Consider the following 25,112-nt stretch of genomic DNA (forward strand, 5'->3'; position numbering starts at 1 on the left):
CGCGGGCTTTATTTTCTTACAATCCGTGGCTTCACCCAAAGCAAGATTAGCCGGACTCGTCCATGTCAGCAGCTCAGAACGATTTACCCAAGCACACACCCATGATGCAGCAGTACTTGAAAATCAAGGGCCAGCACCCGGATGAACTGGTGTTCTATCGCATGGGTGATTTTTATGAACTCTTCTATGACGACGCCAAAAAAGCTGCGGAGCTGATGGACATAACCCTTACGGCCAGGGGGCAGTCCGGGGGCAACCCGATCCCCATGGCGGGTATCCCGTTTCACGCATCCGAAGGATACATTGCACGGCTGGTCAGAGCGGGTCAATCCATCGCCATCTGTGAGCAAATTGGTGACCCGGCAACCAGCAAGGGGCCTGTTGATCGCCAGGTAGTCAGAATCGTGACTCCCGGCACCCTCAGCGATGATGCCTACCTGGAAGATCGCCGCGACAACCTGCTGGCCGCCATATTTCATCATCGCGAGCAGTTCGGTTTTGCGTCACTGGACATTTCCAGTGGTCGCTTTGTGGTTTCAGAGCTGGAAAACCTGGAAGCCCTGCAAGGAGAGCTCCAGCGTTTGCGGCCGGCAGAGATACTGATCAGTGAAGACTTTCCTTTTGAGGACATTCTGGCAGGCCTTACCGGCGTTCGTCGCCAGGGGCCCTGGCTGTTCGAAGCCGATACCGCTCGCCGGGTGATAACCCAGCAACTGCAGGTTCGTGATCTAACGGGCTTTGGCTGCGAAGACCTAAGCCTGGCTATCTGTGCAGCCGGCTGCCTCCTGCAGTATGCAAAAGAGACCCAGCGAACCGCCCTGCCCCACATTCGCAAACTGACCCGTGAGCGCCGCGACGAAGCCGTTATTCTCGACGCCACCAGCCGCCGCAATCTGGAAATCGATATCAACCTCATGGGCGGCCACCTGCACACCCTCGCCTGGGTGATGGACAGAACCGCAACCTCCATGGGAGGCCGCGAGCTCAGGCGCTGGCTGAATCGTCCGCTTCGGGACGTGGATGCAGTACAACAGCGTCAACACGCGGTATCCGCTCTGCTTGATGGTTTCCACTACGAACCCGTGCACAACCTGCTGAAGGCCGTGGGCGATATTGAGCGAGTGCTGGCCCGTGTGGCGCTGCGATCGGCCAGGCCCAGAGATCTCGCTCGCCTGCGGGATGCCTTTCTGGCGCTGCCAGACCTGCAGGAAGCGCTTAAGCCGGTCAACTCTCACCAGATCGTGAAGCTGGCCACTGTGATTGGTGAATATCCCGAGTTGGCCGATATTCTGGAGCGGGCCGTTATCGACAACCCTCCGGTTGTCATTCGGGAAGGCGGCGTGATCCGTGAGGGCTTCGACGCGGAGCTGGATGAGCTACGCAACATCAGTGAGAACGCCGGCCAATATCTACTGGACGTGGAAACCCGGGAAAAAGAGCGCACCGGTATAAGCACATTGAAGGTGGGCTACAACCGTGTGCACGGCTACTACATTGAAATCAGCCGGGCCCAGTCTGCTCAGGCACCGGTGGATTACATTCGTCGGCAGACCCTGAAGAACGCAGAACGCTTTATTACACCGGAATTAAAAGAGTTCGAAGACAAAGCCCTGAGTGCCAAAAGCCGGGCGTTGGCCAGAGAGAAAGCGCTTTACGATGAGGTGCTGGAAACTGTGGCAGAACAACTCGCGCCGTTACAGGATGCCGCACAGGCGTTGGCAGAGCTGGACGTCATCAGTAATTTTGCCGAGCGAGCCACCACGCTGCGTTTTGCCGCGCCAGAGTTCCGCGACTCTCCCGGGCTTGAAATTGAAGAGGGCCGACATCCAGTTGTCGAACAGCTTCTTGATGAACCTTTCGTGCCCAACAACCTGCTGATGGATTCCCAACGCCGAATGCTGGTTATCACTGGCCCGAACATGGGTGGTAAGTCCACCTATATGCGCCAGGCGGCTCTGATTACATTGCTGGCCTACACGGGGAGTTTTGTGCCTGCCAACCGCGCCGTGCTGGGCCCAGTGGACCGGATTTTCACTCGCATGGGTTCGTCAGATGACATCGCCGGCGGGCGCTCTACTTTCATGGTAGAAATGACAGAAACCGCCAACATTCTGCACAACGCCACGGATTTCAGCCTGGTTCTGATGGACGAAGTCGGCCGAGGCACCAGCACATTCGATGGTTTATCTCTGGCCTGGGCCACAGCAGAACATCTGGCAAAAGAAATTCGCTGCTATACCCTGTTCGCCACGCATTACTTTGAACTCACGCAACTGGCAGATGATCTTGAGCTTGCGGTCAACGTGCATCTGACGGCAACGGAGCACGATGACAGCATTGTGTTTCTACACAATGTGCACGAAGGCCCGGCCAGCCAGAGCTACGGCCTGCAGGTAGCGAAACTGGCCGGCGTACCGCAGAGCGTTATTGGCAACGCGAAGGCTCAACTAAAGCTGCTGGAAGGCAGCGCAGCCCCCGCGGCTACTACAATACCTGCCCCCATACATGAGACCGGCCCCAAGCATTCTCCGGCGACCAGCCAGAGCGCAGCCTACCAGGGTGATATGTTTGCCATAGCGGAGCCCAGTGCTGTGGAGGAAGCTCTGCAGAGTCTTGATCTGGACGGCCTATCACCCCGAGATGCGATAAACCGGCTTTACGAATTGAAAGAATTGCTGAAAAACTGACAGGGAGTTGATCTGAGTAATAAGGTTATCGCTGCCAAACGCTTGCGGCTGTGCGGGCTGCTCCCTACAATATCGCCCATTAAAATATAACCACGGAGCCGTAACCAGACTCCGGATGAGATTGACCACTGGACCAGGGATCAAATTATGGCGTTTATCGTTACCGATAACTGCATCAAGTGCAAATACACAGACTGCGTGGAAGTGTGCCCCGTAGATTGTTTTTACGAAGGGCCAAACTTTCTGGTCATTGATCCGGACGAGTGTATCGACTGCGCTCTGTGTGAGCCGGAATGCCCTGCCGAAGCGATTTTCTCCGAAGACGAGCTACCAGCAGATCAGGTTCAGTTTGTTGAGCTCAACGCCGACCTGGCGGGTAAGTGGCCCAACATCACCGAAAAGAAAGACCCGCTGCCGGACGCCGAAGAGTGGGATGGCAAGACAGACAAACTTCAATACCTGGAAAAGTAATTCCAGCAAGTTTGAAGCAGTCGCCTGAATAAAAAAGGGAAGCCCGAACCGGCTTCCCTTTTTGTTTGCACGCATTCTGAATCTCCAGTCAGTTCACCGCAAGCCTGGCCCCCATTGCGACAAAAAACCCTCCGGTCAGCCCGTTAAGCAGGCGTTTAACGCCTACTCCGACACCCATACCCCGGAAACGCACAACCATCCAGGCCAGCCCACACTGCCACAACATCGCCAGCAAAAAGTGCACCCCCGCCAGCATGAGCGACTGTTGAAACGCACTTCCTGAAGCATCTACGAACTGGGGTAGCAGAGCCATATAAAACAGGGCGGTTTTCGGATTAAGCACATTGGAGAGCAGGCCTTCACGGAACGACACTGCCAGAGAGACACGGCGGCGCATAACCATAGGCAACTCCTCGTTGGTATCGCCCTCACGCTTCATGGCCTGCCTCAACGACCCCAGCCCCAGCCAGACCAGATAACAGGCTCCGGCCCATTTCAGCACCGAGAATGCCCAAGCGGTTTCCAGAAGAAGAAGAGAGATACCCAGTGCCGAGAGAGTGGCGTGGAAAAACAGCCCACTGCAAATACCAACGCTCGTGACGCAGCCATCCCGGAAGCCCCCGCGCCCCGCGTTGCGCATAACCAGAAGCGTATCCACGCCAGGCGTCACCGTCAGCAAACTTATGGCAATCAGATAAGCCCAGAACAACTCAGAAAACACTCAGACCTCCACACCTTTCAACGCAGAAGACCATGAGTACTAAGACTTCTGCTCAAAAATATTCCGTGCCGCTGCGGAGTTGTAGAAAGCTGACAACCGCCTACGCACAAGCGCCTCAACATAACCCTCTTCCCGAAGCACGTCTACAACCGGAATGGCCCAGGCATCTACCTCTGCCATAACCACCTCACGAGTAACCCCGACGTCGCCAAGCAGGTCTGTAAGCGGACGATCACCATATTTTGCAAAAAGATGTGCAACCACAGCCCGGGTACAACCTTCAAAGTAAGCCGTTTTCCGGAATTGCAACCAGAACTCATAGCCCAGCACGACAAACTCCTGAAGCTGAACATCGCCCAACCCCTCTTGTAAGTCAGCCATTGTTCGGTCCTCCATGGCAGCCCAGGCCGCCATAACCGTATCCCGCACTTCCTCATCACTGAGTGCCCGTTGCAGGAACTGCTCACTGCGACTGATCAGCCCCGGCAAACTGTCAGAAAGCCAAGCCTTTAGCCGACGTTCAAAGGTTTCGTCCAGCCCGGGTACCGCCTTGTTGGCCATACGTTTTCCGAACTTCATCATGGACCCGACACCGGGCACCGACTTGGAAATCAGATTGTCTTCATAGAGGTAATTGACCACCCCTTGATACACGACGTTCGAAACCAGCTCCTGATAAACCGGGTGTGCCATTATTTCGCTGATCATCCGCTCACGTTGCTGCCTGAGCTCAAGCATTTCTTCCACGAAACCTGTGGCCTGTTCCCGGGTAACAATATCTCCCAGAGCCGTACTGGCCTGAACCGGCGCATTCAACACCTCGGTCGCCATTTCACCTGCCAACTCCGGAATGCCCGCGTCCAGCTCCATATTCACAACCACACGCTGAATGGTCTCCATGACCTGGTTTTCCGAGGCGAGACGACTCAGCGTGATACCGCTCGCAAGATCAAGAACCTCACCGACCTCATGCTTGAGAAACTTGCGGAGTTTCGCTCCCTTCAGGGATGCAACCTCATGCTTTATATGCAGCTCAAGCACTTGGCTGGCTGGATCGGTTTTATCCTTGGTCATGGTATTGATGGCCCTGCCGAGATTAAAAATAAGGTGTGTTTCAATTGGAGGCTACTAGGTTGCAGCATCCAGCTCACGGAGATTTTTTTCTAACAGTGCCCTGTTGTCATACTGCCATGGATGAAAATCCTTTCGGAAATACGCCAGAAACTCAGGCAAACACTGGCGCAAAATGCCAGGCTTTCCCCAAAGGAAATTGAGCCCGCCCATCCAGGTACGAAGGCTCCAGAGCTTGCCGTCAGTTTTCAGTAGGCTACAAGTATTCAGAAAGGTGTACTTGAAGAAATTCCAGGTTACAAACAGAAAGATAATCCGGCGCAACCGCTCACTCCCTACGCATTCCCGGTAGACATCGAACGCTACTGATTTGTGCTCGGTTTCTTCTATCGCATGCCAGCGCCAGAGGCGGGCCATTGCGGGCGTTGCGCCACCCAGCCATTCGGGGTCGCTCAGAATAGCATTTGCCAGTACTGCCGTGTAATGCTCTGCGCCGCAGGTGCCTGCCAATTGCCGGCTGGGCGACAGATTTCCAACCATTCCCATATGCTTGCGAAAACGGCGATCCAGCCCATCAATGTCATAACCCCGGGCTTTCAATGCCTCGTTGTAGTCCTTGTGCTCACGACTGTGCAAGGCTTCCTGGCCAATAAAACCACGAATCTCGGCCTTCAGCTTCGGGTCATCAATTCTGTCCCGGTATAACCGCACCGCATTGATAAACTGTTGCTCACCATCCGGAAACTGAAGCGATAGTGCGTTGAAGAAGGCCGTCCGGAAAGCATCATCTCCATGCCAAAAGGTTTTTAGATCTTCACTGACATCGAATCGGACATGGCGAGGCTGAACAGCTACGCCCTCGGGGGTTGAGCTGATTGTCATGACGAGCTCCTGTGTTCTTTGTACTTTTATTATGGTTATCGAACGGCGGACAAAAATTCACCAACGGAATCAGTTTAGTCCTCAAAACAAGCTGGAAGGAAGAGAAATCCCGGTGAAACCGACATGTTGTCACAAAATGACATACCGTCAACGGGCATTCACAAACAAAAAAGGGGAGGCTTTTAGCCTCCCCAAAGACACACAGGGTTTGAACTGCTCCCGGCCTGGACCGGAAGCAACCAATTCAGGGGTTGTCGTCTGATACGGAACCAGGGGCTTCAGGGTCTGAGGTAAAGCCAAGCAGCTTGGTCCGTTCAATCAACAGATAAAGAACCACACCGGTGCCAAGACCCCAGCCTGCTCCATACACCGCCAGCACGACGCCCATGGTGCCGGCAATGCCGCGCTCGGTATTGTTTTCCAGCTGTTCGAGGCCAACCATCAGGCAAATATAGCCGGTCAACAGAAGCGTCAGGGACAAGGCAATGGGTAGTACCGGCTGGAAGAAGCTCACCAGCGGCAAGATAAACAGGGCAATAAAGCCGGTAATCCAGAAGGTGCCACCACCGCTATAAATAGAGTCCATAGCGTTGCGGCCGTACTTGTACCGCTCCGCCATGGTTGCCGTAACGGCAGTCCAGATTGGGCCAGCAAGACCGGGGTAAGGAGCAAAAAACGCATGCCCGCCGTTCCGGATAGCTGTCACCAGGTGCACGCGGTCGATACTGTTATCGATATCTTCGTCCTTGCGAAGGTGGTCCACACGATTCATCAGGGATTGACCCACTACGATATCCCCAAAGGCAATAATATAAGCGATAACCGCCGTTGGAATGGCGTAAAGGAACACCTCCGGGTTGGGGAAGCCAACTGTAAACGGCAGATAGTTCCACAGCTCATCAAAGGCCGGCTTTGTAATGCCCCACTCAACCGTTGGCACCTCATATTCACCAGTTGCAAACCCCACCAGGATGGCGACAACCATGCCAGGCACCATGCCGTAGTTGGCCACTTTCCGGGCAATGGAATTGCTCTCTACGAAACCTTTAAACGACACGGAGAACATCAGGTACAGGCACACCAGGCCACCAACAATCAGCGATATGGGCGTATTGGCGAGGCGTCCACCCGCCTCAATCTCACCCATTAGCGCAGCGATACCGGCACCAATAATAATGCCACCCTTCATGGAACGGGGTATCAGGTCTACCAGCTTGCTCCCCAAACGGGTAACACCGAGGAAAAGGAAAATAATAAACACCAGGAACTGCAGAGCAAACATTGCCTGAATGGCCTCGGGGCCGGGTTCAAAGTCGCTCAGAAAAAGCAGAACCACCGGAATACCCGGCGTTATCCAGCCAGGAACAAGAGGAACGCCCAACAACGCAGGCAGCATAAACCCAATGCCACAAATGACCGCATACGCAAGCGCTACGTCATAGGGAACGCCCAGGTATTTTTGCAATAAAGGAATCATAGCCAGGCTGACCACGAACATGATCAGGGCTTGCACCATCTCCGCAAATTCCCAGCGGTAATGAACAAAAGGAAGGCGGATTTTAAAAGGACCAGCAGGCCAAAACGGCTGCTCTTCGCCATTCTTACGGTGAAACATTTGCATAACAGGGTCTCCGGGCATACGCATAGCGCGTGCCTGATTATGTTGTTTTTGTAGCGGTATCCGGCAGCACCAGGCTGGTGCTGCCGTTCAGAGCGTCAATCCAGTTGTTTGGCCTCGTCTCTGAGCACAAACTTCTGGATTTTACCCGTGGAGGTTTTAGGCAACTCCGAGAACACAATAGTCTTGGGCACTTTGAAGCGGGCGAGGTGCTCACGACAGAAGTTGATAATGTCTTCTTCGCTTACATCTCCGGCTTCAGGCTTCAAGGTTACAAACGCACAGGGCGTTTCCCCCCACTTCTCATCCGGCCTCGCCACGACGGCAGCTTCCAATATGGAAGGGTGTCGATACAGCGTGTCCTCCACTTCGATGGTCGAAATGTTCTCGCCACCAGAGATAATGATGTCCTTCAGACGATCCTTGATCTCCATATAGCCGTCTTCGTGCCACACAGCCAGGTCTCCGGTATGGAACCATCCGCCGCGGAAAGCCTCATCAGTCGCCTTCGGGTTTTTCAGGTAACCCTTCATCACAGTGTTGCCGCGAAGGAAGATCTCACCAATGGTTTTGCCATCTTTGGGCACAGCTTCCATGGTATTCGGATCCCCGACCATTGTGCCGGCCAGAGTATGGTAGCGAACACCCTGACGGGCTTTAATCTGAGCTCGCTCACCCAGGGGCAATTCTTCCCACTTGGACTTCCAGGCGCAGACAGTAACCGGGCCATAAACTTCGGTCAGGCCATACACGTGAGTTATCTTGATGCCTATTTCTTCTACAGCACCAATTACCTGAGCCGGCGGAGCAGCCCCTGCGATCATGGAGCGCACTTCGTGAGTAATGCCTGCCTTGGATTCAGGTGGCACATTCAACAATGCGTTCAGCACTATAGGTGCGCCGCACATGTGCGTGACCTTGTGTTCCTTGATCAAACTCAGAATCTTTTCCGGATCTACGCGACGCAAGCAAACGTGAGTGCCCGCCATTGCCGTAACAGTCCAGGGGAAGCACCAGCCATTGCAATGGAACATTGGCAGCGTCCACAGGTACACCGGGTGCATACCCATCGACCAAACCGTCTGATTACCCAGCGAGTTGATATAGGCACCACGGTGGTGATAAACCACACCTTTGGGGTTGCCGGTGGTTCCTGAGGTATAGTTCAGTGAAATAGCATCCCATTCATTTTCCGGAAAGCTCCACTGAAACTGCGGGTCGCCCTCTTTCAGAAAGGCTTCGTAGTCCAGGTCACTTACCTGAACACCCTCACCGTACTCCGGATCGTCAACATCGATGACCAGCGGCTTGTCTTCCATACGACTGACTGCATCACGTACCACCTCGCCAAATTCACGGTCTGCAATCACAACCTTGGCTTCGCCGTGCTCAAGCATAAAAGCAATGGCTTCAGCATCGAGACGCACATTCAGCGTATTCAGTACTGCACCGATCATGGGTACACCGAAATGGCACTCCACCATCGCCGGAATATTGGGCAGCATGGCAGCAACTGTATCGCCTCGGCCAATTCCACGACCTTTCAGGGCTGACGCCAACCGCAGGGAACGCTCATACGTCTCCGACCAGTTGTAACGGATAGCACCATGAATAATGGACGGATAATCGGGATAAACACTGGCAGTGCGTTCAATAAAATCAATGGGAGATTGAACTGCGTAGTTGGCACCGACGGGCGCAAGGTCCTGATCAAAAATCGAGGTCATTGTGTGGTCCTCTGTGTGTAAGACTATTGTTCTTGTGTTGGGTTTAGCAAAATCGCGGGAGTCGCTATACTTTCACGGGCGACAATAGTATTTAATAGATCAATTTCTAGGAATTACACTAACGTATTATAGTAGTAACACTATACTCCATCCTAATTGAGCGATTCCTTTCCTACTATGGGTTTTAGTTTGTCAGATGCAGACCCGCAACCCGGCCTTATATTAAGCGCCGATGCCACTCTTTTGCACAGCAATCGGGCTGCAGAGGCTTTGCAGGTTGCAAACCGTTTGTTGTCTCCCGTGGACCTGCTCCCTACAAACACACAAGCGCTGGTTAAAGCCACAATGGCGCAGGTCCGGGCAATTGAGAATGTGGAAGCACGGATCAACAACACCATACTCATGTGGACATTTATCCCCTCCCCCGATTCGGGGGAAGTACTCGCCCGCGGCAGGGATGCCACAGACGATGTCCGGACTCACGATGAAGCCATCCGATCAAACCGCCTTTACCGGCTGATTACCGAAAACACCACCGACCTCATTTCGCGTCATGCTCCAGACGGGCGATTTATCGATGCAACTCCGGCTTCATGGCGCCTGCTCGGTTATTCACCTGAGGAACTCAGAGGCAAGCCGCTGGAGGATATTTTTCACAGCGACAACACCGCTCGCCAACTGATGGAAAGCCATGTATCCCTGAGGGACGACGGCTACGCCACCATGACTCTGGATATAACCCATGTTGATGGCAGCAAACGTTGGTTCGAGATTGCAAGCCGCGCAATACGAGAAACCTATACCGGCGCAGTTGTTGAGGTGGTTAGCGTATCGAGAGACATAACCGCAAGAGTAGAGTCGGAAGAAAGCCGCCGCAAACTTGCAGATGAGCTTGCGCGTACAGCACGGTTAGCCGCTCTTGGTGAACTCGCCTCGAGTATTGCCCATGAAATGAACCAGCCCCTGGCGACCATCGTCAATTTTGCCAGCGCCAGCCAGCGTTACCTAAAAAGCGCTGAGACGAACCCTGAACACTTCGAACGAGTCAGCGATGGCCTGAAAAAAACCATCCATCATGCCAATCGGGCGTCAGAGGTAATCAAGCGGCTGCGCGCTTTTCTTCGCAAGGGACAGAAGCGCACCGCAACGGTTGCACTGAACCAGACCCTCGCCAATGTCGCCCGGCTTTGTCAGTGGGAAGCTGACAAAAACTATGTGGACATTGTCTGTGCTCCCGACGCTTGTGGGCCATCTATCATTGCAGATCCGGTATTACTGGAGCAGGTACTGATTAACCTGATCCGTAACGGCATCGAAGCAAACGAGGAGGCCCGCGGCATACTTATGAGCAACTCAGGCTCTTCCCTGGTGCTTTCAACCTCGGTGAACGAAGCTGGTGAAACGTTGATTGAAGTTACAGATGAAGGCCCGGGCCTTGATGATCAGGGTATCCGCCAGATGTTCCAACCCTTTTATACCAGCAAACCCCATGGCCTGGGGTTGGGGTTATCCATGAGCCGCTCCATCGTCGAAGGCTTTGGCGGGTTTCTGGATGCGAAACCAGCCTCAACCGGCGGCCTCACCCTGACCTGCCGATTCCCACCAACATCCGTAAAACTGAGCACAATAAACTCGGAGACCTCAACCGATGAGTGAAAAAACCGCCCCGGATACACCCACCGTTTACGTTGTCGACGATGACGCCGGCATGCTGGAATCAACCCAGTGGCTTCTGGAGTCGGTCGGTCTGCATGTTCAGGCATACGGCGATGGCCGCAAGTTTCTGGATGCCCTGGAAGAACACCAGGGGGGGTGCGTGGTGCTCGATGTAAGAATGCCGGGGCTGGGTGGACTTAACGTGCAGGAAGAACTGCAAAAACGGGGAATCAAGCTTCCGATCATTTTTGTTTCCGGCCATGCGGACGTACCTATTGTAGTGCGCGCATTCAAATCCGGTGCCTTTGATTTCATTGAGAAACCATTCAACGAGCAACTGCTTCTCGACAGCGTCCAGCAGGCACTGGAAGCCCACCAGCAATCCAGTCATCTGCAACTAGGTGACGAGCAGACGGGCGAGCTGATTACCGCACTTACCCGTCGGGAACGGGATGTTTTTCTGCCGATGGCACAAGGTTACACCAGCCGGGAAATTGCCAGCCAGCTGGGTGTCAGCGTAAAGACTATCGACCTGTACAGGGCTCGTGTGATGAAACGCCTGGGGGGGGAGCGGTTGCCCGACGTTACGGGTATTGCAATCACCGCCGGGCTACTTGATCCGTTGCACCTTCGCGCTGAACCCTGAAGAACTTAAGGCACTTCTCTTCAGCAGCTCAGCGACTGCTCCTCATGAGCCAGAGCACCAAGCCGGGCGATGGCCTGGTCAATACGCTCGCTCCAGGGATTAGCTCCATTCAGCCTGATGCAGGACTCGAATTTGCCTGAGATCGAAAACATCAGGCCAGGTGCCACATTGATATTTTCCTCCCGGGCACGTTGATAGACCCGTGTTCCCGACACACCCGCAGGCAATTGCACCCAGAGCGCAAAGCCGCCCTTGGGCCGGCTCACCGCGGTACCGACAGGAAACGACCTCGCCACGGCAGCCCTCATGCGCTCCGTGGCCTCCCGGTAATTCTGCCGGGCAGAACGCAGATATCGATCATAACCACCCTGCTCCAGAAAGCGCGCCACGGCCAGTTGCGGAATGGAAGACGTAGCCAGATTGGAAAAGTACTTTTGCTGTCTGGCACCGGCCATATAACGCCCTGGCAGCATCCAGCCAAGCCTCAAGCCCGGGGAAACGGTTTTCGAAAAGGAGTTGCAATAGATAACGTTACCCGTTCGATCAAAGGCCTTCGCAGGCCTCGGCCTTTCACCCGTGTGGTAAAGATCGCCATAAATATCATCCTCAATCAACGGCACTCCGGCGGCGTCCAGCATCGACACCAGCTGTTTCTTGCGCTCATCCGGCATTCGGGCGCCCATAGGGTTGCTGTGATTGGTTACTACGACACATGCCCTTAATGGCCACTGCTCCAGAGCCAACTGCAGGCCTTCGAGGCTGAAACCTTCCGATGGATGAGTCGGTATTTCCATCGCACGCAACCCAACCACCTCCAACGCCTGCAAGATACCCGGGAAGGATGGCGACTCTATCGCAACTATATCCCCAGGTTGAGTAACCGCGCGCAGCCCAAGAATAATCGCTTCCTGCGCGCCGTTGGTAACAAGCACATCATCCGGCGGAACCGCGACCCCCACAGACGCCATGCGTTGCGCAATCTGCCTACGAAACGACTCTTTGCCGGGAAAGGCATAATCAAGTGTTTCAAGGCCACGGCGCGCCGCCCATAGGGTGCATTGCTGAATCTGTCGTAACGGCAGGTAATCAGGATGGGGAATAGCAGTAGCCAGCGGCACCATACGCTTTTGTTCGTCAGCACATAACTCCAGTGTCATCTCCCTGGCCGAGACGGGAACCGGGCGATTTCTGTGCTTGTGCATCACCGGCTCGGGAGCATCAACTGTTGGTAAACGTACAAAATAACCACTGCGCGCCCGGGCCTGGAGATAGCCTCGGCCCTCGAGTGTCTGGTGTGCCTGCAGAACCGTCGAAATGCTCACGCCGAACTGTTTGCTCAGCACTCGCACTCCCGGCAACCTGTCCCCGTCTCTATATACGCCATCGAGAATCAGGGCCTGAAGCCTGTCTGCTACCTGGTGGTATAAGACACCCATGCCGCGCGCTCTCCTGTCACCAAAAATTCACATCAGACCGGAACCACACAGATACCGGAAAAACCCAAAGTACAGTTGATGAATTTATCACACTGTACCGGTTCAAAGCCGGTCAATCTGAATCTGTTATGATCGCTTACACCGGTTGATAATAGCTCCACCCTAAGCATAAGAAACCCGGAGGACAGCGCATGAGTTACCCCATCTATCAGGTAGACGCATTTACCAGCGAAATATTCAAAGGCAATCCGGCCGCCGTCATGCCTCTGGAAGCATGGCTTCCAGACGAAACCTTACAGGCACTCGCCGCCGAGAATAACTTGTCGGAGACGGCATTCTTTGTGCGTAAAAACGGGGCTAACGACGCAGACTTTCACATCCGCTGGTTTACACCAGGTGTTGAGGTGCCTCTCTGCGGCCACGCCACACTCGCCAGCGCCTGGGTTATTTTCAACAAACTTGGCTGGCCCGAAACAAAGATTCGATTCCACTCAAAAAGTGGACCTCTGGGCGTCCATCGGAGCGCAGACGGCTGGCTAACGCTGGACTTCCCCAACCTTCAGATTGAGGAACAAAAAATACCAACAACCATCAGCGAGGCCTTTGAGAGTGCGCCAGAAACAGCCTTCTACGTGCCGAACGACACCAACTACATGGTTGTTCTGGAAAATGAGGCTGCAGTGAAAGCCGCACAGCCGGACATGCGAAAACTCAAACAACTCGGCAATCAAGGGGTGATTATCACCGCACCCGGTGAGACCGCCGACTTTGTAAGCCGGTACTTTGCACCCGGCTCGGGCATTGATGAGGACCCGGTTACCGGCTCTATCCACAGTGTTCTGGTGCCCTACTGGGCCGAAAAACTCGGCAAAACCAGGCTGGAAGCGCGGCAACTTTCTGCCCGTGGCGGCGTATTACGCTGCGAATTAAAAGGCGATCGTGTCGCTATTGCGGGGCAGGCTGCATTCTACATGGAGGGAGCTGTTCATCTGGAATGAACCATACTGCTGCCTCTAGGCTGGTATACTGCGCGCAACATTAACCAACCGGCGGACAGCAGCTAGCAATGACGGCAAGTTCCAGTAACCAATATGATGTGATTATTATCGGTGCCGGCGCCGCTGGCCTTATGTGTGCGGCAACGGCCGGGTACCGTGGGCGCAAAGTACTGGTAATTGATCACGCCAACAAGCCGGGCAAGAAAATCCTCATGTCCGGTGGCGGGCGCTGCAACTTTACCAACCTGAATAGCACGCCTGCCAATTTTCTATCAGACAATCCGCGCTTCTGTATCTCCGCCCTCAAGCGCTATACCCCACAGAATTTTCTCGACCTTGTTGAACGACACGGCATTGAACACGAAGAAAAAGCCGCCGGCCAGCTGTTCTGCAAAGACAGTGCAAAAGACATAGTTAACATGCTGCTGACGGAATGCGACTGGGCGGGCGCAGAAGTCAGAATGAAGGCAGCTGTCGATAGCATTTCCGAAACCGACGCGGGATACCGTTTGCGCGTCGGCTCCGGCGACCTCACCTGCGGATCTCTGGTAATAGCCACCGGCGGTTTATCGATTCCCACCATGGGTGCCACCGCGTTTGGTTACCGGACTGCTGAACAGTTCGGCCTGAATACGCTGCCCACCCGTGCAGGCCTGGTGCCCTTTACCCTGCAGCCGGAGCTGAAAGAACAGCTCGCACCTCTTTCAGGCATCAGTTGCCCGGTTGATGTGCAATGCCACAACCAGCATTTCCGGGAACCCATGTTGGTCACTCATCGCGGACTCAGCGGCCCGGCCATGCTCCAGATCTCCAGCTTCTGGGCACCAGGTGACCGACTGGCCATCAACCTGCTGCCAGCTTGTCGTGTTAAGGAAGACCTGCTGAACCTGCGGAAAGCCCGTCCACAATCCACCATTGCAAACTACCTGATCCAGCACCTGCCAAAACGGTTCGCCCAGGCGTTCAATGAATTGCAGGGTTGGACAGGCCCACTGCAGAGTTTCAAGAACAACGATATTGAGCAGGTAGCCGATGTTCTGGGCCAGTGGTCAATCAAACCCGCTGGCACCGAGGGCTATCGAACGGCGGAAGTAACACTCGGTGGCGTCGACACCCGCCAGCTATCCTCCAAAACTATGTCGGCACTGGAGCGACCTAACCTGTATTTTATTGGCGAAGTAGTCGATGTGACCGGTCACCTTGGCGGCCATAACTTCCAGTGGGCATGGGCCTCAGGTGTGGCGGCAGGAATGGACGTTTGACACTGGGCACTCTGTGCCCACCGAACACGTCTACTTTTGATCAAGCCAGATAATCAATCAGCCCCCTTGTCTCTAACGGCTTACTAAAATAGTAGCCCTGTATAACATCGCATCCATTTTGTTGCAGAAATTCCAGCTGAATTTTCTCTTCCACACCTTCTGCAACCACCCTCTGATTAAGACTGTGGGCAAGAGTAATGATCGCCTGGACGATAGAGCGATCGTCATCCTCAGTCGAAATGCCTAACAAAAACGATCGATCAATCTTGAGCTCACTGATTGGAAAACGTTTGAGGTAGCTAAGAGAAGAGTACCCCGTACCGAAGTCATCAACTGAAAAAGAGACCCCCAATCCAATAACCTCTTCCATCAGATCTACGATCCGGTCAACGTCACCCATCAAAGTGCTTTCGGTAATTTCGAGAATCAGGCTTTTGGGGTTAAGCCCGCTTTGATCCAGTGCCGATACGATCGAAGCTTTGAATCCTTCGTCTTCGAATTGCAAGGCGGCAACATTGACCGAAACCGTCAGGTCGTCATAGCCGAGTCCATGCAGATGGCTCATTTGGGAACAGGCCTCCTTCAAAACCCAGTTCCCAATCGAAACGATCAAGCCAGTGCTTTCAGCTACTGATATAAATTCGAATGGAGCTACCCTGCCTCTTTGCGGGTGGTTCCAACGAATCAGGCTCTCTACTCCAACGGTTCTTCCCGTCGAACCATCGACTTTGGGTTGATATACGAGTTCGAATTCATTGTTCTTGAGCGCATTCTTGAGTTCAGCCTCCATATTGATGACCGTCAGTGCTTGGGCATTCATTTCTCCAGAATAAAAGAGATATTTTCCGGCGCCCTGCACTTTGGCATGCTCTCTCGCCGCACTGGCGTACTTCACCAGGGACTCGACGTCCTCGCCGTCGTCCGGGTAGACTGACATCCCAACCCCTGCACTCAAGTAATATTCTCGACCTTTGAATTCGAGCGGCTTCTCAACTTCTTCAATGATCCGCTTACAAATCATCGAAGTCCTATCCAGCTGCGACACACCAGACAGGACAACGGAGAATTCCTCGCCCGAAATCCTCGCCACATTTTCCTGGCTTCCTCGCCCCTGACCATGACTTATGAGGTCACTGGTACGGATTACCTTTTGCAGCCGCAGAGCCACATCTTGCAACATAGAGTCGCCGGCAGACATGCCCAGTGTCTCGTAGATCTTCCTGAAGCGGTCTAAACCTATATCCAGCAAAACCAATTGGGTGCCCGTTCGTTTGGCGTTTTCCATCGACCAGAACAAACGGTCAAGGAACAGATTGCGGTTTGGCAAGCCAGTAAGGCTGTCATAATAAGCAAGCTGATCCCGATAGGCTTTTGCAGATAAGGTATTGCGCACCCTCAGCCCCAGTTCGCTGGGATCAACAGGCTTGGAAAGAAAGTCAGTTGCGCCGAGCTCAAGAGCCTTGAGCTTGCTTGCTGCGTCTTCTGCACTGGTAAGAATAATGACCGGCAGGTGAGAGAACTTTTTGTGGTTTCGTACCTGCTCAAGAACCTGAAACCCATCTAACTCCGGCATATCGAGATCCAGCAGCATGATATCCGGGTTCGATGCCTCCATTTTCGACATCGCATCGGTGGAATGTTCAACCGCCACGAAGTGTTGGTATCCGGACTCTTCCAGCAGCGCCTGCACGATATCTAGCATGACGGGTTCGTCGTCTACCAACATGATCGTAGATTCCATTACCTCACCCAATCTCTGTTTTGCAAAGTTAAACTTCTCATCTGCCATGAAGCTCAAATCGAATTATTCTTTGTCGATGTCAATGCGGGAACTCAAGGTTTTAATGACCCCGATCGTATACCTAATGTCGTCTAATTCCTCTTCCTGGCAATGATTGGCCAGATCTTTCGCAGGTTCAGTGAATGCATCGAACCCTACTGACCCACCCGAGGCTTTAAGCCATTGCGCGAACTTATGGATGTGCTCACAGTCTTCTCTTTCCAACTCGGCATCGATTTGACCAAGCCAGTCGTCAAGTTGCTCAAGAAATCGCTCAATGATCGGACGAAGACGCGGACTGGTCACCGGTAGTCGACACAATACCTTATCCGGAATGGCATAGTCTTTCTGTATGCTCTGTGCTTTCGCTGATTGCCTTTGCCTGGTTTCGGTCCCGGGAGCCACCTCCATCTGACCTACAAACGCACCAATCTGTTCAATGGTTGACTCAAGCTTTTCATCATTGCGATCGATCGCGTACTGCTCCAAGTCGCTTCCTGCCCGCATCAGTTGTTGAAACCCTACCGAGCCCGATGAGCCTTTCAACCAATGCCCGAGCTTCTTCAGGCGATCATAATCCCTGTCTCGCCATGCACTACCTATCACCTCAACCTGTCCATGCATGCGCTCAATGAACTTTTCGACAATACGACGGAACTGCTCTTTATGAACCGGCAGCGAAGAGTGAATCTTTTCTTCTTGTGCAGCATCTGCTACCCAGCCCACATTGTCCTGCAGCTTGTCGTCAATCATTTGCCCAGCATCTACCCGGCTACCAGTCAGGTAGTTGCCAAGCCGCTCCATTAACAGATCTATATCGACAGGCTTACTCAGATAGTCACTGTATCCGGCGGACAGGCACTGCTGCTGGACCCCACTCATGGCATCAGCCGTCAATGCAATCACAGGAAGGTGAGGATAACGTTCTCTCATAATCCCGGCCGCCGTTAAACCATCCATGACAGGCATCTGCACATCCATCAAGACCACGTCGACGGTTTGCTGCGCCAGAAAGTCCAGGGCCTGCTGACCATTCTCCGCGGTAAAGACTTGAACGCCCGCATCCGACATAACGACCTTGAGAAGATCACGGTTCTCTTCGCCATCATCAACGACCAGCGCTGTCGCTTCTGTAAACTTCCAACGCACAGCCGTGTCAGTTTGTTCGGCCCAATCCATCGACATAATCTCTTCCACCGACAGTAGTCCAACACTGCCGATGTTCCCGGCAGGAACCGTGACCTGGAAATCCGAGCCTTCTCCCTCTTTACTGACGACCCGTATATCACCCCCCATTGCTTCAGCGAAACTCTTACTGATGGTTAGCCCCAGGCCTGTTCCGCCAAACCTGCGCGTGATAGAGCTGTCTGCCTGAGTGAAAGGATTGAACACCGCGAGGGCCTGCTGTTCGGTCATGCCGATCCCTGAATCACGAACCGAAATGTGCACCATGGGACCAGTTACTGAAGACTCAAATCGCGAAGTAACAACAATACCGCCGCGATCTGTGAATTTAATAGCGTTGCCGACCAGGTTGGTGATGATCTGACGAAGTTTGGCGGCATCGGTTTCGATAGTTGCCGGTAACGGGCCATCTGCTTGGTATTCAAGAGAAATCTGTTTCTCGTCCGCCTTAACCCGCATAATCTGGATCACTTCCTGAATGATCGTATGTACAGGCGTCTGAACTTTTTCGATTTCAATGCGACCGGCTTCAACCTTGGAAAGGTCCAGGATATCGTTGATCAATCCCAACAGGTGGTTTCCACTGGAGGATATGGTGTTCAGGTAACGAATACTGTCCTTGCTGTTACGATCGTACCCTCGTTTCAGAACCTCAGCGAAGCCAAGTATGGCGTTCATGGGCGTGCGGATCTCATGGCTCATGTTCGCCAAAAACTCACTCTTGAATCGATTCGCCTGTTCAGCTTCATCCCGGGATAGCCGCAGCTCAATTTCCTTTTTCTCAAGCTCGGTAATGTCATCAAAACTGATCAGCGCACCTGCCGGTTTGCCGCTACCAGTCAGCACGGGTGAGCAGTTCAACATAAATGTTCGTGTCTCGTTTTCTCCAATGGCCAGCCGGACGACCTCTGCCGTCCGAACGACGGCATCGTCCAGTGTCCTGGTCCAGGGCGCTTGCTCTCTATCAAGCTTTTCATTTTCCTGATTCAGCCAACCGAACCGCGAAACCTGTAAGCCGATGAGTTTATCCGGGTTGACCGATGGAATGTTGGAGAACGCTTGGTTGGCGAGCACAATATTCTGCTTGGCATCAATCACCAGCAAACCTTCCGCCATAGTGTCCAGTGCAGATCGCACCCGGTCAGGGATGGCCTGTGACGGGTCCAGTTGCTTGAGCATTTTGCCCATGTAGAGATAGTACAGAATAAACCCTGCAATAGAGAGAAACGCCATCAGCATCACGACCGGATGATAGATCCATCCGTACCACTGGTTTGGTAACAGTGGTTCAAATGAAAGCTCGACCTGCCCCCACTGTTGCTGCCCTTCGTATATGGGCACGATAATCTGTCCGTCCCGCGAGGTATTTTCGCCGCTGTCTTGCCACAGACGTTGATGCTCGCCAATCACAGTCATAAGGCGTCCATCGGCATGCCGAACAGCTGCTGAAAGCAGATCCTCGTTCCGGTCAACGAGCACCTGAAGTATCGTGTCCATGCGCCGGATATCCGAGGTGGTTATAAAAATAGAACTATTAACCGCGACAGATTCCGCAAACAGAGCGCGGCCATCGCGGATAGCGGCATTCCGGTCAGGAACCAACCCCAACAATGCTGCGAATAAAACAAGGCTCACCAGCATGCTGGAAAGCCCCAGTGAGATCCGGAAGCGGGTGCTGACTTTTTTAAATATGTTTAGAGCCATAATGCGTGGTTTAACCAACTTTAGGGTCGCAGCGCGAGCTAACCGGGTTCATTCTGGTCCGAACCCGAGCTTTTGCTCTGGTTGGCTTCCGTTACCATAGACTCAAGGGACTCTCGATCTTCTTCAGCCGCCGGTGCACTGAGAGTTGCCAATACCGGTAAGGGGTCGATAAGACGCCAGGCGGGCAAAGAGGACAGAACACTGCTCATAATAATGCCGCTCCTAGCCAGCCAAATCACATAACCCACGGATAAACCGGCAGACACCGAAACGCTCGCGCCAATAAGTTTTTCGACTTGGCTTTGTTCTTCCACCAGCTCTTGACGCATGTCGTCCAGTTGCCGGATAAAATTATCCCGATCGAGCAACTCGAACGGCTCATTCAACTGGGTGATCTGACTTCGGAGAAACTGAACCACTTTTTCACTTTCGCTGACAGATGCTGCCGATTGCTCGTTGTTTGACGCGACGTTGGCCATCGATACTTCGAATGCCCCCTGCGTCTGATCCAGCTCATCGAATGGCGAGACGAATTCGCTTGTTTCGTCACGACTGGCTTCCAGTGGTCCAAACGAGCCGCCGCCAGTGACTACCGTACCTTCACTTGACTCCGCAGATTGCTCTTCTGGTGACTCCTCTGGTGTCTCTTCCTGAATCTCCTCCTGTGATTCAGAAACCGGAGCACCGGCATCTTCTCCAGGAGAATCATTTATGTCCCCAATAAGGTCATCAGATACCTCAGGTGGCACATCAACAAATACCTTCAGTGTCCCTAACAGCGGACCACTGCCATCTTCGTTCCCGTCGTCGATGTTAATAGCAACTGTCGAATCCAGGTCATTATCGGGCCGCGGAATGAAAGTGAGGTTAGCCAGTGCAGTATTCACATCTGCGACGGTGCCAGTGATCGACCAGACACCCGTGGTTTGGTTATAGACAGCACCGTTATTGTCACTCAGCTGACCCACATCAGGGTTCAGCAGCGTCAAGGTGGCTGTGACGGTCTCTGCCCCGTCAACATCAGAAATGACAATGTCGTTGAGAGGTACCATGCCTGAACCACCACTGTAAGAAGTGCTCTCCTGCAGGCCAGATACCGTTGGTGCATCGTTGGTGCCGGTGATGGTGATGGTAACCGTCTCATTAGCCGTTGCGCCCTGGCTGTCCTCAGCACGCAGGGTGTACGTCAGTTCCAAGGTCTCACCGGCAGCCAGGTAGTCAAAGGCTTCTGACGCCGAATCGAAGCTCCAGCCCAGCGTCGCACTGTTGCCGGCACTGTCCACAATCGTGGTCGGGCTCACCGTCAGCATCGCTTTCAGATCCGCGTCACTTGGGGCCGCCGGATCCGTTCGATCAGAGGTGCCACCCACAACCAGATCGATGACGCTGGCCGTTACTGAGTCGCCGGTATCAAGGTCAGAAACCGTGAAATCACCATTGCTAGCCAGCCCCGAATCGGTTTCATTCAGGGCCACGCTGTCCGGACCGCCAATGATCACAGGTGCGTCATTGCTGCCAGTGATGGTGATCGTCAGCGAAGCTGTATCGGTATTACTGTCCTGATCGCTCATCGTGTAGCTGAAAGTGTCCGTCAGCGTCTCGCCAGCGGCCAGCGCCTGAACGGCCACCGAGGTGTTATCCAGGTTATAGGTGTAGCCACCATCCGGATCAATCGTCACCGTGCCATAGCTACCCGCTACCGCGGTGCCCACATCGCCGGCGCTACCGTCCACTTCGGAAACCACCAGCTGGCTGACCGGGTCGTCAGGATCGCTGTCAACACCGGCGCCATCGTCATCCGTAATAACATTGCCACTGGCGCTTGAAGGGCCATCCTCAGTCACGGTATCGGTGTTGTCCGTCGCCGTCGGGGCTGGGTTGGTCACGGTCCACAGGAAGGTGTCCGTCCGCGTGGCGCTGCCCGTGCCGCTGCCATCATCCGCGGTGATCGTCACAGTAAATGGGCCGCTCTGCGACGCCGAACCGTCGATCGTGCCACTGATCACACCGGTATTGGTATCGATCGACAGGCCCGCCGGCAAGTTGCTCGCGCTGAAGGTCAGCGTGTCGCTGCTATCGATATCGGAGAAATTACCCGACACATCCAGTGGCGTGATTGTCTCGCCATCCGTACTCGTTTGATCCGGCTGTGCGGTGCCGGAAACCGGCTGGTCATTACTGCCATCGATGGTAATTGTCAGTGTGGCGGTATCAGTACCACCCTGGCCGTCGATGACGGTGTAGGTGTAGACCTCGGTCAGGCTCTGGCCCACACTGAGTGCCTGCACGGCCGGATTGCTGTTGTCGATAGCGTAAGTGTAGGAGCCATCTGCGTCATTCAGGGTCAGGGTGCCGTACTGGTCGGCGCCGGTGGCGTCGATAGCGCTGACGCTCAGGGTGTCACCATCGATATCGCTATCCACACCTGCACCGTCATCGTCAGTCAGCATGTTACCGCTGACACTCACCGCATCTTCGGTAATCTGGTTGCTGTTCGCGGTCGCGACCGGCGCATCGTTAGCGCCGGTAACGGTGATGGTGATGGTCTCTTCGGCGCTCACAGCACCGTCATTGTCCATGGCGGTGTAGGTGAAGGTCACATCGCGCGTGGCGCCCACTGCCAGGTCATCAAAATCCGGGCCCGGATCGAAGCTGTAGCTGCCGTCGCTGTTGAAGCTCAGGCTACCCTCGGTCACCGTGGTGCCGAGGGCATAGCTCGCAATGGTGCCATCCACGTCTGAGGCCGCAGGCACACTCTCGTTCAGGATCGCGTTTTCACCGGTGCCGACCGCACCCGCCACCACGACCGGCGCATCGTTAGCGCCGGTAACGGTGATGGTAATGGTCTCTTCGGCGCTCACAGCACCGTCATTGTCCATGGCGGTGTAGGTGAAGGTTACATCCCGCGTGGCGCCAACCGCCAGGTCATCAAAATCCGGGCCCGGATCGAAGCTGTAGCTGCCGTCGCTGTTGAAGCTCAGGCTACCTTCGGCCACTGTCGTGCCAAGTGCATAACTCACAATGGTGCCATTCACGTCCGAGGCCGCAGGCACGTTCTCGTTCAAAATCACGTTTTCACCCGTACCAACCGCGTCCGCCTCCGCCACAGGCGCATCGTTGGTGCCATTAATGGTGATCGTCAGCGAAGCTGTATCGATGCCGCCCTGACCGTCACTAACGGTGTATTCGTATGTCTCGGTCAAGGTTTGACCCAAGCCCAGTGCCTGCAAAAGTGACAGGACAATAGAGTCGCCGGTATTGAGGGTGTAGGTGTAGGAACCGTCGGCGTTAAAGGACAGAGTGCCATACTGATCGGCGCCAGTGGCGTCGATAGCGCTGACATTCAGGGTGTCACCATCGATATCGCTGTCCACACCTGCACCATTATTGTCAGTCAGCATGTTACCGCTGACACTGGTCCCGCCCGCGGCAAGCAGGTTGGTGTTCGCAGTCGCGACCGGGTCATCGTTAGTGCCATTGATGGTGATTGTCAGTGTCGCTGTATCGGTATCGCCGTCCAGATCGCTCAGTGTGTAGCTGAAGGTGTCCGTCAGCGTCTGGCCGACGCCCAGGGCCTGGACGGCCGCCGAGGTGTTATCCAGGTTGTAGGTGTAGATGCCGTCCGAGCCAATCGTCAGCGATCCGTAGCTACCCGCTACCGTCTCACCCACATCGCCTGCGTTGCCGCCAACCGCAGAAACTTCCAGGTCATTGATCGAATCTTCGGGGTCGCTGTCAACGCCATCGCCATCGTCATCCGTAATGACGTTGCCACTGGCGCTGGCCGGCCCCTCCTCAGTCACCTCTCCCGCATTATCTGTGGCTGTCAGCGAATCATCGTAGATGACCTCCAGGCGCGGCGAATTGCCAGACTCGCTGCTGTAATACTGGACTTGTTCATCGCCGCTTTCCTCACTGCCCAGCAGTACGCCATAATTGCTAGCTGTCCCGTCAACCCAGGCCTGTACTAACGATGTGATGTCCCAGTCGTGATCAACGGGTTGCCCATCAACTATTTGTCCAGCCCACGCATTAAAACCAGACGACGCACCATTCTCGTGGCCTGGCTGGGTATCATAGGTAACGGTATTTCCCACCCATGCCTCGGTGACCTGGTATGCGCTAACCGTCAATGAACCGGTGATATCGACCGCAGTCAGGTAAAGCGTCGCGGAGGTGATCGTGGAGCCTGCAGGAATAGTGCTGAGATCAAACTGGACAAGCGTTCTCTGGTCGCCAACCCCGCCGCCGGATTTGTCGACGATCAGGAACTGCGAACTGCCATAGTTTGTCTCATCGGAATTGTCATCGACGTAGGTATCCTGCGAGGGGTTCAGAGTTTCTGTGGCCAGTGCACCCACCCACACATCCTGTAGCTCGGCATCCGCGATAACGCTGGTGTCTATGTCACCACTGGCGAACTCCAGATCCCAGTCCCCGCCCAGTGACGCGTGCCCGGTCAGGTCGTCACTGGCCGCAATGTCGGCTCCGGTCAACCGGGCCAGATCATTCAGCAGTCGCTCGCCGGCAGGGTCGGAGGCCAGATTGCAGCCGTAGATCAGAATATCGGCACCCTGGCTCAACGACTGATCCCAATTGGAGAAGTCATTGGTGTAGTTATCCAACGACGAAGCACCAATCCAGTCGCGCCCCAACTGAAAGCCGGTGTCATCACCGTGACTGAGGAGGTGAATGGCATCAACATCCTGGTATTCCGCCAGGATACTGCTGATTTGCGCGGTTCCATCTGCATCCGCCTCGAGCACGAAGACCCGGGTTTCAACGCCAGGCCAGTCGCCTATGCCCTGCAGTAGTTGCTGGTAGTCCGGGGCATTTGCATCGATGAATACTATTTCCAGCCGGTCAGAAAGTTCTCCCGGGGATAACAGCGAGGCGCCAAGTTCATCAAGTGAAGGGGGATCATTTGGGGCGGCCGCAAGCGCCTGTTCATCGCCTGCCAGGTCTTCAAACAGCTCAACGCTGTCTTGCATGGTTAAAGGAGCACTGTGTTCGTCTGAGGAGGGGGACGCAGGCAACAGGCCCGACAAGGCATCCGCCGAGAGCAGAATTTTGGGCTCCATGGGTTCAAAAAACAGCTTAGAACCACCGGAATTTTCCGCTGGACGATCGCCTCTAGCTGCCCACTGCACGAATCTGCGAATCATGACATCCCCGCGCTATCACGGTAAGACCAGTATGGCCGAGTATCTTTTGTAGCACCGAAATACTCGATTACGTTCAAAATGTCGCCTGATCCCTCGGCGCCCT

Annotated in this window: 15 protein-coding genes; 6 read left to right on the top strand and 9 right to left on the bottom strand. The window is 54.3% G+C overall.

Annotation, left to right across the window (positions count from 1 at the left end; translation table 11 throughout):
* The first annotated feature begins 62 nt into the window (after window positions 1-62).
* Both mutS and fdxA read left to right on the top strand, forming a co-directional pair.
* Window positions 63-2,687, top strand: coding sequence for a DNA mismatch repair protein MutS (gene mutS / locus Q4501_RS02145; protein ID WP_303593768.1), 2,625 nt, complete (start codon window positions 63-65; stop codon window positions 2,685-2,687).
* A gap of 147 nt (window positions 2,688-2,834) precedes the next feature.
* Window positions 2,835-3,158, top strand: a complete 324-nt coding sequence (gene fdxA, locus Q4501_RS02150; RefSeq protein WP_303593769.1) for a ferredoxin FdxA — start codon at window positions 2,835-2,837, stop codon at window positions 3,156-3,158.
* 88 nt (window positions 3,159-3,246) lie between these two features.
* Here the strand turns inward: fdxA and Q4501_RS02155 are convergent, their stop codons facing one another.
* The 5 genes from Q4501_RS02155 to Q4501_RS02175 all read right to left on the bottom strand — a co-directional run bounded on the left by Q4501_RS02155 (window position 3,247) and on the right by Q4501_RS02175 (window position 9,177).
* Window positions 3,247-3,879: a LysE family translocator gene (locus Q4501_RS02155; RefSeq protein WP_303593770.1), complete on the bottom strand. Its 633-nt coding sequence runs from the start codon at window positions 3,877-3,879 to the stop codon at window positions 3,247-3,249.
* Between the two features lie 39 nt (window positions 3,880-3,918).
* Window positions 3,919-4,953 carry a hypothetical protein gene (locus tag Q4501_RS02160; RefSeq protein WP_303593772.1) on the bottom strand — a complete coding sequence of 345 codons (1,035 nt, stop codon included), beginning with the start codon at window positions 4,951-4,953 and terminating at the stop codon, window positions 3,919-3,921.
* A gap of 54 nt (window positions 4,954-5,007) precedes the next feature.
* Window positions 5,008-5,832 carry a metal-dependent hydrolase gene (locus tag Q4501_RS02165; protein ID WP_303593773.1) on the bottom strand — a complete coding sequence of 275 codons (825 nt, stop codon included), beginning with the start codon at window positions 5,830-5,832 and terminating at the stop codon, window positions 5,008-5,010.
* A 244-nt stretch (window positions 5,833-6,076) separates the two neighbouring features.
* Window positions 6,077-7,453, bottom strand: a complete 1,377-nt coding sequence (locus Q4501_RS02170; protein ID WP_303593774.1) for a solute carrier family 23 protein — start codon at window positions 7,451-7,453, stop codon at window positions 6,077-6,079.
* Between the two features lie 95 nt (window positions 7,454-7,548).
* Window positions 7,549-9,177 carry an acyl-CoA synthetase gene (locus Q4501_RS02175; protein WP_303593775.1) on the bottom strand — a complete coding sequence of 543 codons (1,629 nt, stop codon included), beginning with the start codon at window positions 9,175-9,177 and terminating at the stop codon, window positions 7,549-7,551.
* A gap of 177 nt (window positions 9,178-9,354) precedes the next feature.
* Here Q4501_RS02175 and Q4501_RS02180 point away from each other — a divergent pair, with 177 nt between their 5' ends.
* Complete coding sequence (locus tag Q4501_RS02180; protein WP_303593777.1) at window positions 9,355-10,833, top strand: PAS domain S-box protein; 1,479 nt, start codon at window positions 9,355-9,357, stop codon at window positions 10,831-10,833.
* On the top strand, window positions 10,826-11,479 hold the full coding sequence (locus Q4501_RS02185; RefSeq protein WP_303593779.1) for a response regulator transcription factor: 654 nt from the start codon (window positions 10,826-10,828) through the stop codon (window positions 11,477-11,479). The genes Q4501_RS02180 and Q4501_RS02185 overlap by 8 nt, the downstream gene beginning before the upstream one ends.
* Window positions 11,480-11,499: 20 nt before the next feature.
* Here the strand turns inward: Q4501_RS02185 and Q4501_RS02190 are convergent, their stop codons facing one another.
* Window positions 11,500-12,915 carry a PLP-dependent aminotransferase family protein gene (locus Q4501_RS02190; RefSeq protein ID WP_303593781.1) on the bottom strand — a complete coding sequence of 472 codons (1,416 nt, stop codon included), beginning with the start codon at window positions 12,913-12,915 and terminating at the stop codon, window positions 11,500-11,502.
* A 191-nt stretch (window positions 12,916-13,106) separates the two neighbouring features.
* Between Q4501_RS02190 and Q4501_RS02195 the strand changes: the two genes are divergently transcribed.
* Together Q4501_RS02195 and Q4501_RS02200 are read left to right on the top strand one after the other, a co-directional pair.
* Window positions 13,107-13,913: a PhzF family phenazine biosynthesis protein gene (locus tag Q4501_RS02195; protein WP_303593782.1), complete on the top strand. Its 807-nt coding sequence runs from the start codon at window positions 13,107-13,109 to the stop codon at window positions 13,911-13,913.
* Between the two features lie 68 nt (window positions 13,914-13,981).
* Window positions 13,982-15,175 carry an NAD(P)/FAD-dependent oxidoreductase gene (locus Q4501_RS02200; protein WP_303593783.1) on the top strand — a complete coding sequence of 398 codons (1,194 nt, stop codon included), beginning with the start codon at window positions 13,982-13,984 and terminating at the stop codon, window positions 15,173-15,175.
* A gap of 40 nt (window positions 15,176-15,215) precedes the next feature.
* Here Q4501_RS02200 and Q4501_RS02205 read toward each other — a convergent pair whose 3' ends face one another.
* From Q4501_RS02205 to Q4501_RS02215, 3 genes are read right to left on the bottom strand one after another with little or no spacing between them, the layout of a single operon-like run.
* Entirely contained in the window at window positions 15,216-16,964 is a 1,749-nt protein-coding gene (locus Q4501_RS02205; protein ID WP_303593784.1) for an EAL domain-containing response regulator, read from the bottom strand.
* A gap of 15 nt (window positions 16,965-16,979) precedes the next feature.
* A complete protein-coding gene (locus Q4501_RS02210; RefSeq protein ID WP_303593786.1) occupies window positions 16,980-19,844 on the bottom strand; it encodes a response regulator in 2,865 nt (954 codons plus the stop codon).
* Window positions 19,845-19,882: 38 nt separating this feature from the next.
* Window positions 19,883-25,009, bottom strand: coding sequence for a VCBS domain-containing protein (locus Q4501_RS02215; protein ID WP_303593788.1), 5,127 nt, complete (start codon window positions 25,007-25,009; stop codon window positions 19,883-19,885).
* Window positions 25,010-25,112: the final 103 nt, after the last annotated feature.

It is taken from the genome of Marinobacter sp. 2_MG-2023 (assembly GCF_030546935.1).
Classification (GTDB): Bacteria; Pseudomonadota; Gammaproteobacteria; order Pseudomonadales; family Oleiphilaceae; genus Marinobacter.